At 43.4% G+C, this 15,646-nt stretch carries 14 protein-coding genes and 3 tRNA genes; 15 read left to right on the top strand and 2 right to left on the bottom strand.

Annotation, left to right across the window (positions count from 1 at the left end; translation table 11 throughout):
- Nucleotides 1-189: 189 nt before the first annotated feature.
- From rnc to acpS, 5 genes are read left to right on the top strand one after another with little or no spacing between them, the layout of a single operon-like run.
- Nucleotides 190-873, top strand: a complete 684-nt coding sequence (gene rnc, locus A3729_RS16220; protein WP_068552847.1) for a ribonuclease III — start codon at nucleotides 190-192, stop codon at nucleotides 871-873.
- Nucleotides 874-888: 15 nt separating this feature from the next.
- Nucleotides 889-1,812, top strand: coding sequence for a GTPase Era (gene era / locus A3729_RS16215; RefSeq protein ID WP_068507888.1), 924 nt, complete (start codon nucleotides 889-891; stop codon nucleotides 1,810-1,812).
- Nucleotides 1,813-1,841: 29 nt separating this feature from the next.
- Nucleotides 1,842-2,582 carry a DNA repair protein RecO gene (gene recO / locus A3729_RS16210; protein WP_082880395.1) on the top strand — a complete coding sequence of 247 codons (741 nt, stop codon included), beginning with the start codon at nucleotides 1,842-1,844 and terminating at the stop codon, nucleotides 2,580-2,582.
- Between the two features lie 5 nt (nucleotides 2,583-2,587).
- Nucleotides 2,588-3,328, top strand: a complete 741-nt coding sequence (pdxJ, locus tag A3729_RS16205) for a pyridoxine 5'-phosphate synthase (RefSeq protein ID WP_068507886.1) — start codon at nucleotides 2,588-2,590, stop codon at nucleotides 3,326-3,328.
- 9 nt (nucleotides 3,329-3,337) lie between these two features.
- A complete protein-coding gene (gene acpS / locus A3729_RS16200; protein ID WP_068507884.1) occupies nucleotides 3,338-3,715 on the top strand; it encodes a holo-ACP synthase in 378 nt (125 codons plus the stop codon).
- Nucleotides 3,716-3,718: 3 nt separating this feature from the next.
- Here the strand turns inward: acpS and A3729_RS16195 are convergent, their stop codons facing one another.
- Both A3729_RS16195 and A3729_RS16190 read right to left on the bottom strand, forming a co-directional pair.
- A complete protein-coding gene (locus A3729_RS16195; RefSeq protein ID WP_082865048.1) occupies nucleotides 3,719-4,321 on the bottom strand; it encodes a YfaZ family outer membrane protein in 603 nt (200 codons plus the stop codon).
- A gap of 77 nt (nucleotides 4,322-4,398) precedes the next feature.
- Nucleotides 4,399-5,406, bottom strand: a complete 1,008-nt coding sequence (locus A3729_RS16190; protein ID WP_068637670.1) for a DUF3187 family protein — start codon at nucleotides 5,404-5,406, stop codon at nucleotides 4,399-4,401.
- Nucleotides 5,407-5,581: 175 nt separating this feature from the next.
- On the opposite strand from A3729_RS16190, the gene A3729_RS16185 reads away from it, so the two are divergent.
- From A3729_RS16185 to oadA, 10 genes are all read left to right on the top strand, one after another.
- Nucleotides 5,582-7,933 carry a response regulator gene (locus A3729_RS16185; RefSeq protein ID WP_068634078.1) on the top strand — a complete coding sequence of 784 codons (2,352 nt, stop codon included), beginning with the start codon at nucleotides 5,582-5,584 and terminating at the stop codon, nucleotides 7,931-7,933.
- Nucleotides 7,934-7,990: 57 nt separating this feature from the next.
- On the top strand, nucleotides 7,991-8,452 hold the full coding sequence (locus tag A3729_RS16180) for a PilZ domain-containing protein (protein WP_068507878.1): 462 nt from the start codon (nucleotides 7,991-7,993) through the stop codon (nucleotides 8,450-8,452).
- A 261-nt stretch (nucleotides 8,453-8,713) separates the two neighbouring features.
- Nucleotides 8,714-11,311 (top strand): alanine--tRNA ligase, encoded by a 2,598-nt coding sequence (gene alaS, locus A3729_RS16175; protein WP_068507877.1) that lies wholly within the window; start codon nucleotides 8,714-8,716, stop codon nucleotides 11,309-11,311.
- 55 nt (nucleotides 11,312-11,366) lie between these two features.
- A complete protein-coding gene (locus tag A3729_RS16170; RefSeq protein WP_068507874.1) occupies nucleotides 11,367-12,590 on the top strand; it encodes an aspartate kinase in 1,224 nt (407 codons plus the stop codon).
- A gap of 180 nt (nucleotides 12,591-12,770) precedes the next feature.
- Nucleotides 12,771-12,962: a carbon storage regulator CsrA gene (gene csrA / locus A3729_RS16165; RefSeq protein WP_068507871.1), complete on the top strand. Its 192-nt coding sequence runs from the start codon at nucleotides 12,771-12,773 to the stop codon at nucleotides 12,960-12,962.
- A gap of 98 nt (nucleotides 12,963-13,060) precedes the next feature.
- Nucleotides 13,061-13,150, top strand: a tRNA-Ser gene (locus A3729_RS16160).
- A 30-nt stretch (nucleotides 13,151-13,180) separates the two neighbouring features.
- Nucleotides 13,181-13,257 (top strand) — tRNA-Arg (locus A3729_RS16155).
- A 29-nt stretch (nucleotides 13,258-13,286) separates the two neighbouring features.
- Nucleotides 13,287-13,363: transfer RNA gene (locus A3729_RS16150), tRNA-Arg, on the top strand.
- Nucleotides 13,364-13,567: 204 nt separating this feature from the next.
- On the top strand, nucleotides 13,568-13,810 hold the full coding sequence (locus A3729_RS16145) for an OadG family protein (RefSeq protein WP_068507869.1): 243 nt from the start codon (nucleotides 13,568-13,570) through the stop codon (nucleotides 13,808-13,810).
- 43 nt (nucleotides 13,811-13,853) lie between these two features.
- Nucleotides 13,854-15,641, top strand: a complete 1,788-nt coding sequence (gene oadA / locus A3729_RS16140) for a sodium-extruding oxaloacetate decarboxylase subunit alpha (protein WP_068507867.1) — start codon at nucleotides 13,854-13,856, stop codon at nucleotides 15,639-15,641.
- Nucleotides 15,642-15,646 lie beyond the last annotated feature (5 nt).

Below are 15,646 nucleotides of genomic sequence, written 5' to 3'. Positions count from 1 at the left end.
TTCTATGCTGAAGTTACAGATGAAAGTGTTTATATCTCGGTAGAGTATGAAGTTCGCATTCCGATTTATAGCAACATAGATGCAGTGGTCTCCTTCGAAGAGTCTATAGAGAAAAAGTTTTAGTTTAGAGTTATTTATCACCGTCTTTTTTGGAAAAGGCTTGAGCAAAGTTTGGAAAAATTAGTCCCTATGAAACAAAATCGCTTGAGTGCGCTTGAACGAAAAATTGGTTATGCGTTCAAAGATCAAAGCCTGCTAGATTTAGCGTTAACGCATCGTAGCTTTAAAGGTGCGAACAATGAACGCCTGGAGTATTTAGGGGATGCCATACTTAGCTTTGTTATTGCTGAATATCTGTTTCAACACTTCTCGTCTGCAAAAGAAGGTCAGCTAAGCCGTTTGCGCTCTTTGTTGGTAAAAGGGGTAACGCTGGCAGAGATTGGTAAAGAATTTAAGCTAGGCGACTATTTGAACTTAGGGGGCGGTGAGCTGAAGAGTGGTGGCTTTAGGCGGGAGTCGATTATTGCTGATGCTCTGGAAGCCGTCATTGGTGCTATCTATTTAGACAGCGATCATTCAACTTGCCGAGAAGTTGTTTTATCGTGGTATGAGCCGCGTTTCGCTAACTTGTCTTTAGATAATACCGAAAAAGACCCTAAAACCCGCCTACAAGAATATCTGCAATCTATAAAGAAAGACCTCCCGAAATATGAAGTTATTAAGGTCACAGGTGAAGCTCATGATCAGACTTTCTTTGTCGAGTGTGAGGTTGCATCAATGAGTATCAGAACAAATAGTGAAGGCCCTAGTCGACGAATAGCTGAGCAAAAATCAGCAAAGCAAGCGCTGGCTATTCTGGAAGAAAAGTCATAACCCTGGAGTATTATCATGACTGAATTCGACTTGGAAAGTTTTAATAACCCGAATACCCGTTGTGGCTATGTCGCCATTGTTGGGCGCCCTAATGTCGGCAAATCAACGTTGCTAAATCGTATATTGGGTCAAAAGATTAGTATTACCTCAAAGAAGCCTCAGACCACGCGTCACCAGATTTTAGGGATCAAAACCGAAGGCGAAGCGCAAGTCGTTTATGTTGATACACCTGGTTTGCACCTGAAAGAACATAAAGCGATTAATCGATATATGAATAAAGCGGCGTCAGATTCGCTTAAGCATGTTGATGTTATTGTCTTTTTGGTTGATCGAACCAAGTGGACAGAGGAAGATAGCTTCGTGCTTGAAAAAATCCAAGCTGCAAAAGCGCCTGTAATTCTCGTGTTAAATAAAGTTGATCAGGCAAAAGAAAAAGGTGCTTTGTTACCGCACATTCAAGTTTTGGCTGAGAAGCATTCGTTCAACGAAATTATTCCAGTTTCTGCCAAGCATGGACATAATGTTGATTCTCTTGAAAAACTAATTGATAGCTTCCTTCCAAACAGTATTCATTACTATCCTGAAGATCAAGTGACTGACAGAAGTCAGCGCTTTCTGGCTGCTGAGCTTGTGCGTGAGAAGATCATGCGACAGCTGGGGGAAGAGCTACCTTATGCGGTGACTGTAGAGATTGAAGAGTTTAAACAGGTTAAGCACGTGCTGCATATTAGCGCGCTAATACTTGTAGAGCGCAGTGGTCAAAAGAAAATCGTTATTGGTGACAAGGGTGAACAAATAAAAATCATTGGCCGTGATGCTCGTAAAGAAATGGAGCGCTTGTTTGATACCAAGGTGATGTTAAACCTATGGGTTAAGGTCAAAAGTGGTTGGTCTGATGATGAAAGGGCTTTAAAGAGTTTGGGTTATCGAGACGAGTAAGGCTCCTTTAAATAGGGGGCGGTCAGTGCATGAGTATGATTGAGGAGCAGCAAGCGGTTTATGTTTTGAACCGGCGCCCTTATCAGGAGTCCAGTCTTTTAGTTGATGTGTTTTCACTTAATTTCGGACGGCTTACTTTGATCGCAAAAGGGGCCTTGCGAAAAGGAAGTGCTTGGTCAGCCTTGCTTCAACCCTTTCAGGCTCTTTTGCTCTCTTGGAGTGGCCGCTCTTCAATCAAAACACTTCGATCCGTCGATGTTCCAAGCCAGCCCTATAAGCTTCGCGCAAACTATCTTTTTAGTGCTTACTACCTTAATGAATTGGTTCTGAAGCTAGTACCGGACAATGAGCCAAGCCTGGGAGTGTTCTCAAACTATGTAGATTGTTTGGATCAGCTAGCTGAAGGGCAAGACTTGCAGCGCTGTTTGCGAAAATTTGAATACCTTTTACTGAGTGAGCTAGGATTACTGCCTGATTTTGAACATGATATTTATGGTCACAAGATTCAGAAGGATCAGGGATATAAGTTTCTTTCACAGCAAGGTTTTGAAGGAGTTGGTAAGGCCAGCTCTAACTTAGGAAGTGTGTTTATTATAAGTGGAAAAGCAATATCGCTTATCAGTACTTTAGATATTGTTAATGGCTCTACCTGGCAAAAGGAAGAGTACTTAAAGGCCAAGCAGTTGATGCGCTATCTGGTTGATGATGCTTTGGGTGGTCAGGTGATAAAAAGTCGAGAGTTATTTCGTCCGATAAAGTTTAAGGGGTAAATTTGATGGAAAATCCTAATGGCAGAGTTTTATTAGGCGTGAACGTTGATCACGTGGCAACCTTGAGAGAGGCTCGTGGCACACGTTACCCTGACCCTGTTCAAGCTGCTTTACTGGCTGAAGAGGCTGGAGCAGATGGTATTACAATTCATCCGCGTGAAGATCGACGCCATATTCAAGAGCGAGATGTACTGGTGATGAAGGAAACCTTGCAAACTCGAATGAATCTTGAAATGGCAGTAACCGAAAATATGCTAGGGCTTGCCGAGAAGGTTAAGCCTGAACATTGTTGTTTGGTGCCTGAGAAAAGAGAGGAGCTGACTACTGAGGGTGGCTTGGATGTCATTGCGCAGGAAGATCGTATTAAGGATGCCTGCGCTCGCTTGAGTGAGATTGGTTCAGAAGTTTCTCTGTTTATCGATCCTGAGCCTGCGCAAATTGAAGCGGCTGTTCGTTGCGGTGCTCAAGCCATTGAGATTCACACAGGGCATTATGCCGAGTGTAAGGATCCGCTTGAATTGCAAGCAGAGTTAGGAAGGATTCGTAGTGGTTTGAACTTGGCCTTGTCTCATGGCCTGATTGTTAATGCAGGGCACGGTTTGCACTATCATAATACGCATGCGATAGCGGCCATACCCGGTATTAACGAACTCAATATAGGGCATAGTATCATTGCTAGGGCTTTGTTTGTTGGCATAAAGGATGCGGTTCGTGAAATGAATGCCTTAATACAATCTACGAGCTAATAGTGAATTATGACTGTTAAAGGTATTGGCAATGACCTGGTTGAAATCCAGAGAATTGCCAGATCCCTCGAGCGTTATGGAGAGCGCTTTGCAAAGCGGATATTATCCCCCAACGAGTTTGACTCCTTTCTTGAATCGAATCGTCCAGACAACTTCTTAGCTAAGCGTTTTGCTGTCAAAGAAGCTGTATCAAAGGCTTTGGGTACTGGGGTCTCTCAGGGTATTACCTGGCATGATATAGAGCTCGCGCATTCGGTGAGCGGGCAACCTGTTGCTGTCTTGCACCAAAAAGCAAAATTAAAAATGGAAGAAATGGGTGCAGAGACTATACACATTAGTTTATCTGATGAATCCGGCTTAGTCTCTGCGTTTGCAGTGCTCTCCTGAGTCTTATAGTGCTAACTGAAGACCAAGGTATACGCCGCTTTCAAGGGTTTCATTCTTGCCATCTAATTCGCTGCCAACATTCATATAGCGGAAGCCGAATGCGATATCGGCATTTTCAATAATTCGGTAATTGACTTGGGTTCTAAAACGACTGAACTCGTCAGAGTCTCCAAAAGATAGTACCTTGGGCGCATAATGTAGATCTGTTTCAAATGATAAGCCAGGTGCGCTTGGTAGGTTTAGCCTTAGTGAACCGCCAATTCCAACAGCAGTACCTTTGAAATCCTCGATTTTAAAAAAGTTACTTTCAAATCCAATAGCAACTGTTGCTGGCATATTACCGATAACGGTTTGTCCTTTTGCATGTAGGTCAACGTTTAGAATATTGGTTGTGTAATCGTCATCTTTATAGAAGTACCCCATGCCAAACCTTGCCTTAGACCGGCTATTATCTTTAGTATAGTTTCCGTGAACCGCGTCATTGCTGAGTCTGAGATCAATCTCATCAGCATGGGCTGTGGGTGTAGATAGTACAAGTGTATATCCGATCAACCCGATAAATGATAATAAGCCAGGGTTTAACTTTCCTTTTTTAAAGCATTGCATTGGTTTTCAAGTTCCTTGTTAGTCAATTCTTTACTTGGTAATTAAGTTCTTAACACCGAAAGTTTCTAAGGTGAGTTTTAAAGTCTAATTCTTAGGCTTGTCTTAAGGATCACATCTGGTACGGATCGTGGCCTAATGTCTTCAGCAATCATCAGATTTATTGATATATCCTGACTGAAACGGTGTGCGCTTTCAAAGGATATTTGCAGCGGTACCCAGCCAAGTTCACGTAGCTCTGTTTTGAACAAGGGGGAGTGAGTATCAATCTGACTTTTTAACTGCCAATTAGGACTAATTAGCCACGCGAACCCTGCGCGAAAAGAAAGGTTTACAGGATGCTGCTCAAGAATCTTAAGTTGCTCTGACTTTCCTATATAGCCAAGACCAGTACCGTACCATAAAGAAAGCTTTGTTTGTTCAAAAAAATTGCGCCTTTTGAACCACTCAGGGTTCTGCTGGGTGATGCTAAAATTTATGTCGAAGGCTTCACTGCCTGTTTGATTCGTGTAGTTGCCAGTGGGAATTTTAAGTGTAGCGTTGTATTGAGTATCGGAGATTTCTTTCATTTTCCATGCGAATGAAACCTCGGTGTCACCCCATGAAGACGCTTCCCGCTGAAAAGATAATACCTGCTGATTTTCAGAATAGAGTGTCCAGTTGAACCTATCGTGTTGCTTATCGGAGCGGCCATTTTGTGGAAGTGCTAATGCATCATGGAAGTGGAAAATAAATCGATCACCTAAACCGCCGCCATGTTTTATCCAGGACGCGTCTACCAGAATGCGAAGCTGTTGAGAATATTGGTATGAAACTGTGTTTCTAAATCTCCAGGTTTCTCCGTCTATGCGAAAATAGTCGCCATTTTTATCTGTAGTGCTGATGTAATTGGTGAGCGAAGCGTCTGATTGTAAATGAATCGATCCGATTTGCTCATTTGGGTAAAAGCTAGCTCTTGGGAGAGAGAAAAGCATAGCAATAGGGCTGTTGTTTCGAGCGTCTATTGTCTCGCTATTATAGGTTTGTGCAGCTTGTAATTGAGAGCTAAAAAGCACGATGTAGCAAAGGGTAGTAAGTATAGAGCGCATTAGCTTATGAAAATTAGTTAAATTAGAGTTCTAGGCTACCACGGTAAGCAATTTGCCACGAATTACCTTTGATTAAGAATTCTCGTTTTACATTTGCCATTGAACAGTACTACACGCCACGTAAGAATTTTGCTAGTGTTGCACAAGTTTTCACATCCCCTTCAGGAGATTTCATTTGCGCTTAACTAATACGCTAAAACAGCTAAAGAAAGCCCCCTTGCTTAAGCGTATTTGCTTATATAGCTTTTTGTTTAGCATATTGTTATCGCTTGGTATTGTTTTTACGAAAGGGGTTTACTCTTACCAAATGCAAGTTGATTCAATCAATGAGTGTTTAGATCATTTACTGTCTTCTAATCTTGACCCGATAAGTGAAGCTGTTTGGCGCGCAAACGATCAAAAGGTCGAAGCGATACTAATTGCGATGCTGGATGATTGTCATTTGCATATTTCTGGGAAAGAAACCAGAAAGTATACGCTCAGCTATGATGACGGTCGTACTATAACGGTTGGAAGTATTGGGGCCTCTGCCCGCATCGAGCAATCTGTCTATCCAATTAGTTATTGGAAGGGAGGGGAGGCTCAAGCCTACTGGTTAGGAGAGCTGGCTGTCGTCCAGAGTTTAGATGGGGTCATTGAAGAGGTTTCTAGGGAAGGACTGACTAGCTTTTTATTGTATGTGCTGGTTGTCGCTTGTTGCTCGCTAACGAGTGTTTTGCTTGGATATCAGATTGTTGTTAGGCGCTTGCGTCAGTTTATGATTGACCTGAAAAACCAGAATGTAGATGAGTCTATGAAGAGGCTTTCTTCATTAGAGGATACTGAGGTCTCTGAACTGTGGTTATCGATTCTAGAGTATAAGCAGGAGATGGAAGAGCGTCTGTATAAGTCTGAGGCTCGTTTAACGTTGTCGCAGAAGGAGTTAGAAGCAGCACGCAAGAACAGCGAGACGAAAAGCTTGTTTCTAGCAAAAATGAGCCATGAGTTGCGAACGCCAATGAACGGGTTGCTAGGTTTCACTTCGTTATTGCTGGAATCGAAGTTGGAAGATGAACAGCGTGAGTATGCTCAAACTATTCAGGTGTCTTTAGAGTCATTGTTGTACGTTGTAAATGATGTCTTGGACCTTTCCAGAATCGAGTCGGGCGATCTTATGATTACGACGATACCGTTCAATTTAAGAGGGGTGTTATCCGGTGTTACTATTCTTTTGAAAAACAGGGCTGAGTCAAAGGGCCTTGTGTTCGAGAGCCGAATTAGCCCCGATATTCCACAGACTTTACGAGGAGACCCTGTACGAATACGACAAGTATTGATGAACCTAGTTGCTAACGCGATCCAGCACACTGAGAAGGGTCACGTTTTTATTAATGTTGATCTTTTGTCTCAAAAGAATTCTCGAGCGGCCATTCGTTTGTCAATTGAAGATAGTGGTAGTAAGCCTATACAGAGGCTTAATAAGCGGGTTGATGTTGCTGATATAGGTTTTTCTTCGGAACTGAGGGAAAAGCGTAGCTTGGGCCTGGATATTTGCTACCAGTTAGTTGATCTCATGGGTAGTACATTGCTGAACGAATCAAAAGAAGATGATGGGTCTATTTATTGGTTCGAGTTGAACTTGCCGGTAGTTCGTGGCGATAACTCCAGAGAGTTGTTGGATTTGTCCTTGCTGAAAACGCTCAAAGTACTGGTGATCGATTCGTATGAGCTTAGTCGTAAAATTACACTTGAACTCTTAAGCGAGTGGGGGATTCAGTTCGAGGCGGTGGGGACTGCTGCAGAAGCGATAAAAGCCTTGCATTCTTATGCTGGAAGTGAAGAGCAGTTCAACATGATCTTGTGTGATGACATCTTACAGGATTTGTCGGGTGTAGAAGCTTGTCAGATGATTCGCCAGTCTATCGTTGATCCTGTGCAGATCGTTGTTTTATGTTCAAATCCACAGTTGGGTGATGCGGAAGGCTTCTTTTTGGCAGGAGCTAGTGGCTTTTTGAGTAAGCAGTTCCGTGACCCGTTTTTGAGGGGAGTTATGTGTCAGGCCTATGCTGAGCGATTCCGTCAGGGAAGTGAGCGTCGCTTGGTGACGCGATATACCGTGAGTGATGCTGAAGAAAGTTCGGACCCCGAAGTTATAGATCTACAGGACCAAACCAAGTCCAATATATTAATTGTCGAAGATAACATTGTTAACCAGCAGCTTGTTATGCGTATGCTGGAGCGTAATGGCTGCCAGGTAGACCTGGCGGTAAATGGGTTTGAGGCAATTGAGCTATTTAAGAAGAATAAATATGCTTTAATTTTTATGGATTGTTTAATGCCTGAAATGGATGGCTATGAAACCACGCAAATAATACGTGAGATCGAACGATCCAAGCCTGAACGTGGTCGTACGCCAATTGTGGCTTTAACAGCAAATGCTTTTGAAGAAGAAGCTGAGGGATGCTTCCAGGTCGGTATGGATGAGTTTATGACGAAGCCATTCAAAATAGCGCAATTGGAAATGGTGTTAGAAAGGCATATCAACTAAACTGTACTTTGCCTACAATAAATTCTTAGTGAATAATAAGTGAGATTAACAAGAGTTATGAGAGCCTATATACGCCACCCGGCAGACGTACCAATAGAGTTTACGGCAGTTGATGAACTCTCACCTGAAAATGGTGCGGAATCGCTTGGTGCTGAAGGTGGCCATGTTGCTCTTGAAAAGTCAGTAGCCCAAGACGTTAGCTTGGGTGGTTTGAGTTTTAGTTCGAAACAGCGTTTAAAAGTCGGGTCAGTAGTAAATATTAAGATTCCGATTGTCGATCCTCCATTTGAAGCTCAGGCTAAGGTTATTTGGTGTTTGTCACGCCCGGATCGTTTTGAAGCGGGCATAGAGTTTACGAGTAGAGAGGATGCCTTTACTGCGCGTATGGTAGAGCAAGTTTGCCATATCGAACATTATCGAATGTGGGTTCAAGAGGTTGAAGGCCGCACGATAGATGGTGAACATGCTGCTGAAGAGTGGATAGGCAAGTTTGCACACGATTTTCCAGATATTACCTAAGATTTTAGTTATTTAAGGTCCCTTCTTTTTTCTTTCCTTTTCTATAGCTTTTCGTTAACCAGCTAACTTTAGGGTGCTTCCTTCGGCTTAACCGAGTTTTTTGTCGGGCGCTTTTTGCTTCCGGTAGCGACTATGTAAAAAAGTTGTAAATAGCGCGAGGAATCCAGTGTTTGGGTGGGGATGTTTGTGATAGAGTATCGCGCTCTTTTGGTTTAAAAAAACTGATTTTTCAGGAAAGTACAATAACAGGTGAGTTTTGTTATGAAAACGGCAGAGATCCGTCACGCATTTTTGAGCTTTTTTAATCGTAATAAACACGAGATTGTCGATAGTAGTTCTTTGGTTCCGGCAGATGATCCGACCTTGTTGTTTACAAATGCGGGAATGAATCAGTTTAAAGATACGTTTTTGGGAAAAGAGTCACGAGCTTATAATCGAGCGACCACCTCGCAAAAATGCGTCCGTGCTGGCGGTAAACATAACGATCTTGAAAACGTAGGTTATACAGCTCGCCATCACACCTTTTTTGAAATGCTAGGTAACTTCAGTTTTGGCGACTATTTTAAACAGGATGCAATTCGGTTTGCATGGCAATTTTTAACTGAAGAGTTAAATATACCGCAAGAAAAACTGTGGGTGACTGTCTATAAAGATGATAAAGAAGCTGAAGATATCTGGTTTAATGAAATCGGTATCGACCAGTCACGTTTTTCAAGGCTAGGAGAGAAAGATAACTTTTGGTCTATGGGAGATACCGGGCCTTGTGGGCCGTGTACCGAAATTTTTTATGATCATGGTGAGGATATTGCTGGTGATCCTCCTGGTGGTCCAAATGACGACGGTGATCGTTATATTGAAATTTGGAACCTCGTTTTCATGCAGTTTAATCGTACTGCTGACGGAGTGATGCATGACCTACCAAAGCCTTCTGTAGATACCGGTATGGGTTTGGAGCGTATTGCTGCCGTGATGCAGGATGTGCATACAAACTACGAAATTGATCTTTTTCAGACCATTCTAAATGGCGCATCCAAAATATTGGGTGGCGTTTCTATTGAAGAAAAATCTCTGCGGGTTATTGCTGATCATATTCGTGCCAGTGCCTTCTTGATTTCTGATGGTGTAATGCCTTCGAATGAGGGGCGTGGTTATACACTTCGCAGAATTATTCGCCGCGCTATTCGGCATGGAAATAAACTTGGTGCTTCTGAGCCGTTTTTCTATCGCCTTGTCGAGGTTTTGATTGACGCGATGGGTGAAGCTTACCCTGAGCTCAAGGTTTCCCGGAAGCAAGTAGAGCAAATCTTGCTTCAGGAAGAAGAGCAGTTCTCCAAAACGCTTGATAAGGGAATGAAGGTTCTGGAGTCAGATATTGCGTCTCTGGATAGTACCGTTATTTCTGGTGCGACGGTCTTTACTTTATATGATACTTACGGCTTCCCGGTTGATTTGACTAATGATATCGCTCGTGAGCGAGGGTTAACGCTAGATCACGAGGGTTATGAAGCTGCAATGGAAACGCAGCGAGAAAGAGCGCGCGCGTCGAGCAAATTTGGTGTTGATTACAACGACTCTTTGGATATTTCGGGGAGTACCGAGTTTGTTGGCTATGAAAGTTTTGATCATGAGTCAGAGGTACTGTCGGTTACGGTTGATGGTGAGAATGCCAAGGCTGGAGCTGGCGAGCAGTGTATCGTGGTATTGGCGTCGACACCTTTCTATGCAGAGTCGGGTGGTCAGGCTGGCGATACTGGTGTCCTCGAGTGGGATGGTGGTAAAGCACTGGTAAAAGATACCCAGAAACAAGAAAATCATTTTTTACATATTTGCCAGATTGAAAGTGGTGAGTTGTCATCAGGTGTTTCTGTTAAGGCATCCATTGATAGTGTTCAGCGTGATGCGACCGCTCTAAATCACTCGGCAACTCACTTGTTGCATGCAGCGCTTAGGCAGATTCTAGGAGAGCACGTCGTTCAGAAAGGTTCTTTGTGTAATGGTGAGCGTCTGCGTTTTGATTTTGCGCATTATGAAGCTGTTACGCCTGAGCAGTTGTTAGAAATAGAGTCTATGGTCAACGCGAGAATTCGAGAGAACTCTTTAGTAACAACGACTTTAACAGATATAAAAACGGCCAAACAAATGGGCGCTATGGCGCTGTTTGGAGAGAAGTATGGTGAGAATGTTCGAGTTCTCTCGATGGGGGATGATAACTTTTCTGTGGAGTTATGCGGTGGAACACATGCCCAGCGTACGGGTGATATTGGCTCGCTAGTGATAGTGTCTGAAGGTGGAATTTCCTCAGGTGTTCGCCGTATAGAGGCTTTATCTGGTGCAGAGGCTGAAGCTTGGAATCGAGAGTCGCAAGCGCAGTTGAAAAATGTCGCAAGTGTTTTCAAGGCGGGTAGAGAAGATGTTCTTGAAAAAGCAAATCAGTGGGTAGAAAAGTGTCGTGCGCTTGAGAAAGAGTTAGAGGTATTTAAGCAGAAAGCTGCAGCTGACGCAGGTTCTCAATTGGCTGACAAGGCAGTGGACGTTGCTGGGGTTAAAGTAGTTGCGGCTCAGTTATCGGGTGTAGATCGTAAAGGTCTGGAAGACGCTGTAGACAAGCTTAAGAACCAGTTTGAGAATGCGGTGGTTTTATTGGCTTCTGTAGACGGAGATAAAATTGCCTTGGTTGCTGGTGTGACGAAATCAATTTCCAAGCAGTACAAAGCTGGAGATTTGATGAAAGTCGTTGCGGCAGGTGTTGGTGGTAAAGGTGGTGGCCGGCCTGATTTTGCGAAGGGCGGTGGTACAGATGTTACTGCTCTAGAAGAAACCTTGGCGTCGGTAGCTGGATGGGTTGAGTCCCAGCAGTAGTTGCTTATTTAGTGTTAGGTTCTAAGTCTACAATTAAGAGGTTTTAAATAGGTCAATGGCCCTGATTGTTCAAAAATATGGCGGTACTTCAGTCGGTACGACTGAGCGTATCCAAGCTGTGGCAGAGAAAGTAAAAAAGTTTCGAGATTCAGGTGATGATGTTGTAGTGGTTGTCTCTGCAATGAGTGGAGAGACTAATAGGTTAATATCATTGGCCGATGCAATATCTAAGGATCCTGTACCTCGTGAAATGGATGTGCTGGTGTCGACCGGTGAGCAGGTGACGATTGCTTTGTTGAGTATGGCTTTGCAGCAGATTGATTGTGATGCAATGTCTATGACAGGTGGTCAGGTTCGTATTTTGACTGATCAGTCTCATATGAAGGCAAGAATACAGGATATTGATGAGTCGCGAATGCGCGAGGCCTTGTCTGCGGGTAAAGTTGTGGTTGTTGCTGGTTTTCAGGGAGTTGATGAGGATCATAATATTACGACGCTTGGTCGTGGCGGGTCAGATACCACTGCTGTTGCTCTAGCGGCTGCGCTCAAAGCGGATGAATGTCAGATTTATACAGATGTCGACGGAGTGTATACAACGGACCCAAGGGTTGTTGATAGTGCGCGCCGTATGGAAAAAGTGACATTTGAAGAAATGATAGAAATGGCGAGTTTGGGCTCTAAGGTTTTGCAGATTAGGGCGGTTGAATTTGCCGGGAAATATAGTGTGCCTTTAAGAGTGCTATCTTCGTTTGAGGATGGGCCAGGTACCTTGATTACGATTGATAGTGAGGAAAATATGGAGCAGGCTGCCGTTTCGGGGATTGCCTTTAATCGTGATGAGGCAAAATTGACCTTGGTAGGTGTGCCGGATATTCCAGGCGTTGCCTCGAAGATATTGCGCCCTATTAGTGACAAGAATATTGAAGTTGACATGATTGTACAGAATGTTGGCTTGGATAAAAAAACTGACTTTACCTTTACGGTTCATAGAAATGACTATAAAAAGGCGAAAGCGGTATTAGAAGAAGTATGTGAGAAGCTTGGTGCTGAGAGGACTGCAGGTGATAACGATATTGCAAAAGTATCTATCGTCGGTGTAGGGATGCGGTCTCATGCAGGGGTAGCTACCAAGATGTTTGAAGCTTTGTCTGATGAAGGTATAAATATTCAGATGATTTCGACTTCGGAGATTAAGATTTCTGTTGTGATCGATGAGAAGTATCTAGAGTTGGCCGTAAGGACGCTTCATGGTGCTTTTGATCTGGCGCAGGAACATTAATTCAAGGCGAACAGTATTTTCACAATTTATAACTAAATAGAAAATGTGCAAGATTAATCCACTTAAAACTATCTTTTTGAGAAATTTCGATAATACTCTTTAAGTGCTCGTTGTTATCTCTTTTGAGGTGGCAGTAAGAAGCTTTTTTGGATGAATATTGCATAATAAAAGGAGCTAAGAATGCTTATATTGACTCGTCGAGTAGGTGAGACTTTAATGGTTGGTGATGACGTTACTGTTACCGTATTAGGTGTAAAGGGTAATCAAGTGCGTATTGGTGTGAACGCGCCTAGAGATGTCTCTGTTCATCGTGAAGAGATCTATCAGCGTATACAGAAAGAAAAGTCTGAAGCGCAGCAGTCTGACGACTAATTTGTGGTTAAAAAATACACAAGTTGATGTTTTTTAAAAAATAATTCAATGCGGTGTTGGCATTTAAAATAAATGTGTTAATATACGCCGCGTCTTGAGGAGAGATGGCCGAGAGGCTGAAGGCGCGCCCCTGCTAAGGGCGTATGGGGTAACACTCATCGAGGGTTCGAATCCCTCTCTCTCCGCCATTTAAATTAGGATGGCAGTTTTAAAGTTTAGCGGCTGTAGCTCAGCTGGATAGAGTACCTGGCTACGAACCAGGCGGTCGGAGGTTCGAATCCTCCCAGCCGCGCCACTTTAAAACATTCTTGATCAGCATCTAATGCGGCTGTAGCTCAGCTGGATAGAGTAACTGGCTTCGAACCAGTTGGTCGCAGGTTCGAATCCTGCCAGCCGTGCCATATTATTTCTCCTTTAAACCTATCTTATTTAACGCTTCTGTTAATTTAATATCCCTACTATACAGTTAAAAATTGTATTAAATCGTATTGCCTACAAACGCTAGAAAAGGTACATTACGCTCGCCTAGTAACATGTGTTACATTTGGGTGGTTTTTAGGATAATTTCCTTGTTATCAACAACAAATTGATTAGGTAGTCAGAATATGACTGATTTAATGTCTGAAGCAATAAACTTGATGTTGGTGGGTATGGGATTCGTTTTTGTATTTTTGACGATCTTAGTTTTTGCTACATCGTTCATGTCAAAAATGATTTTGAAATATGCGCCAGCACCTGAGCCTAAAGCTCCAGCTGCATCGCCAGTAACTCAAGCATCTAATGATGCGCAACTGTTAGCAGTACTCTCTGCTGCAGTAGACAAATATCGCTCAGACCACAAGAAGTGAGCGTGAATAAAATTTGAACCTTTAACAGAAGGCTTGATAGAAAATGACGGATTCGAACAAAAAACTCGGAATCACTGATGTCGTACTTCGTGATGCACATCAATCTTTATTAGCAACGCGTATGCGAATTGACGATATGCTGCCAATTGCTGAAAAGCTAGATCAGGTAGGCTATTGGTCACTTGAATCTTGGGGTGGCGCTACATTTGACTCCTGTATTCGATTTATTGGTGAAGATCCATGGGATCGTATCAGAGAATTGAAGAAAGTCATGCCTAATACTCCGCAGCAAATGTTGTTGCGAGGTCAAAATCTGTTAGGTTATAGACATTATGCTGATGACGTTGTTGATAAGTTCGTAGAGCGTGCTGTAAAAAATGGTGTTGAGGTATTCCGTGTTTTTGACGCGATGAACGACCCTCGCAACCTGGATCGTGCGCTTAAAGCTGTTAAAGCAAACGGCGGTCATGCTCAGGCAACGCTTTCCTATACAACAAGTCCTGTACATACTTTGGAAAGCTGGGTTAGCTTAGCGAAGCAGATTGAAGACTTGGGTGCAGATTCTATCGCTATTAAAGATATGGCCGGTACATTAACGCCTTATGCTGCTTCTGAGTTGGTTGGGCGTTTGAAAGCTCAGACTGATCTAGAAGTTCAATTACATGCACACGCGACTTCTGGCTTGTCAGATATGACAATTCTTAAAGCGGTTGAAGCAGGTATTGACCGTGTTGACACGGCTATTTCTTCAATGGCAATGACATACGGCCATACTGCGACTGAAAGTGTGGTTGCGGCATTGGCAGGTACTGGTCGTGATACTGGCTTGGACATGAAGCTTCTTGAAGAGATTGCTGCTTACTTCCGTAAGGTTCGTAAGAAGTACGCTAAGTTCGAAGGTTCATTGCGTGGTACTGATTCGCGAATTCTGATTGCCCAGGTTCCTGGTGGCATGTTGACCAACATGGAAAACCAGTTGAAAGAGCAGGGTGCTGCAGACAAATTTGATGCAGTGCTAGAAGAAATTCCACGTGTTCGTGAAGATCTTGGTCATATTCCTCTTGTAACACCTACTTCTCAGATTGTTGGAACCCAAGCGGTTCTGAACGTATTGACTGGCGAGCGCTATAAATCAATCTCTAAAGAGACTGCGGGTATTCTTAAAGGTGAATACGGTGCGGCTCCAGCTCCTTATAATAAAGAGCTACAGGATCGCGTTTTAGATGGTGGTGAAGCAATTACTTGCCGACCAGGAGACTTGCTTGAGCCAGAAATGGACAAGTTGACTGAGGAAGTTAAGAAACTTGCTGGCGAAAAAGGTATCAAGCTTGCTGATGAGACGGTCGATGATGTTCTGACTTATGCTCTGTTCCCTCAGATTGGTCTTAAGTTCCTAGAGAATCGTGACAATGCAGATGCATTTGAGCCGGTTCCAAGTGAAGATGACGTAAAAGCGGCAGCTAAGGGTGGTAAGGAAGTTTATACCATTAACGTTAGCGGTCAGTCTTACGTTGTTGAAGTTGAGGAAGGCGGTGATATCACAGGTATGGTTCCAGTTACTGGTGGTGCTCCTTTACAGGCTTCTGGTGGTGCGCCAGCAGCGGCTGCTCCTGCGGGTGGTGGTGATCCGGTTCCAGCTCCGTTAGCAGGTAACATCTTTAAGGTTGTTGCAACGCCTGGTCAAGTTGTTCAAGAGGGTGACTTGCTGTTGATTCTTGAAGCAATGAAGATGGAAACAGAAGTACGTGCACCACGAGCGGGTACTGTTGGAACGATTAGTGTCTCTGTTGGCGACTCAGTTGCCGTTGGCGATACTTTGATGACCTTATAAGGGTA

It is taken from the genome of Oleiphilus sp. HI0043 (assembly GCF_001634935.1).
The sequence above is the reverse complement of the archived record's forward strand: the minus strand, read 5'-3'. Positions and strand labels throughout refer to the sequence as shown.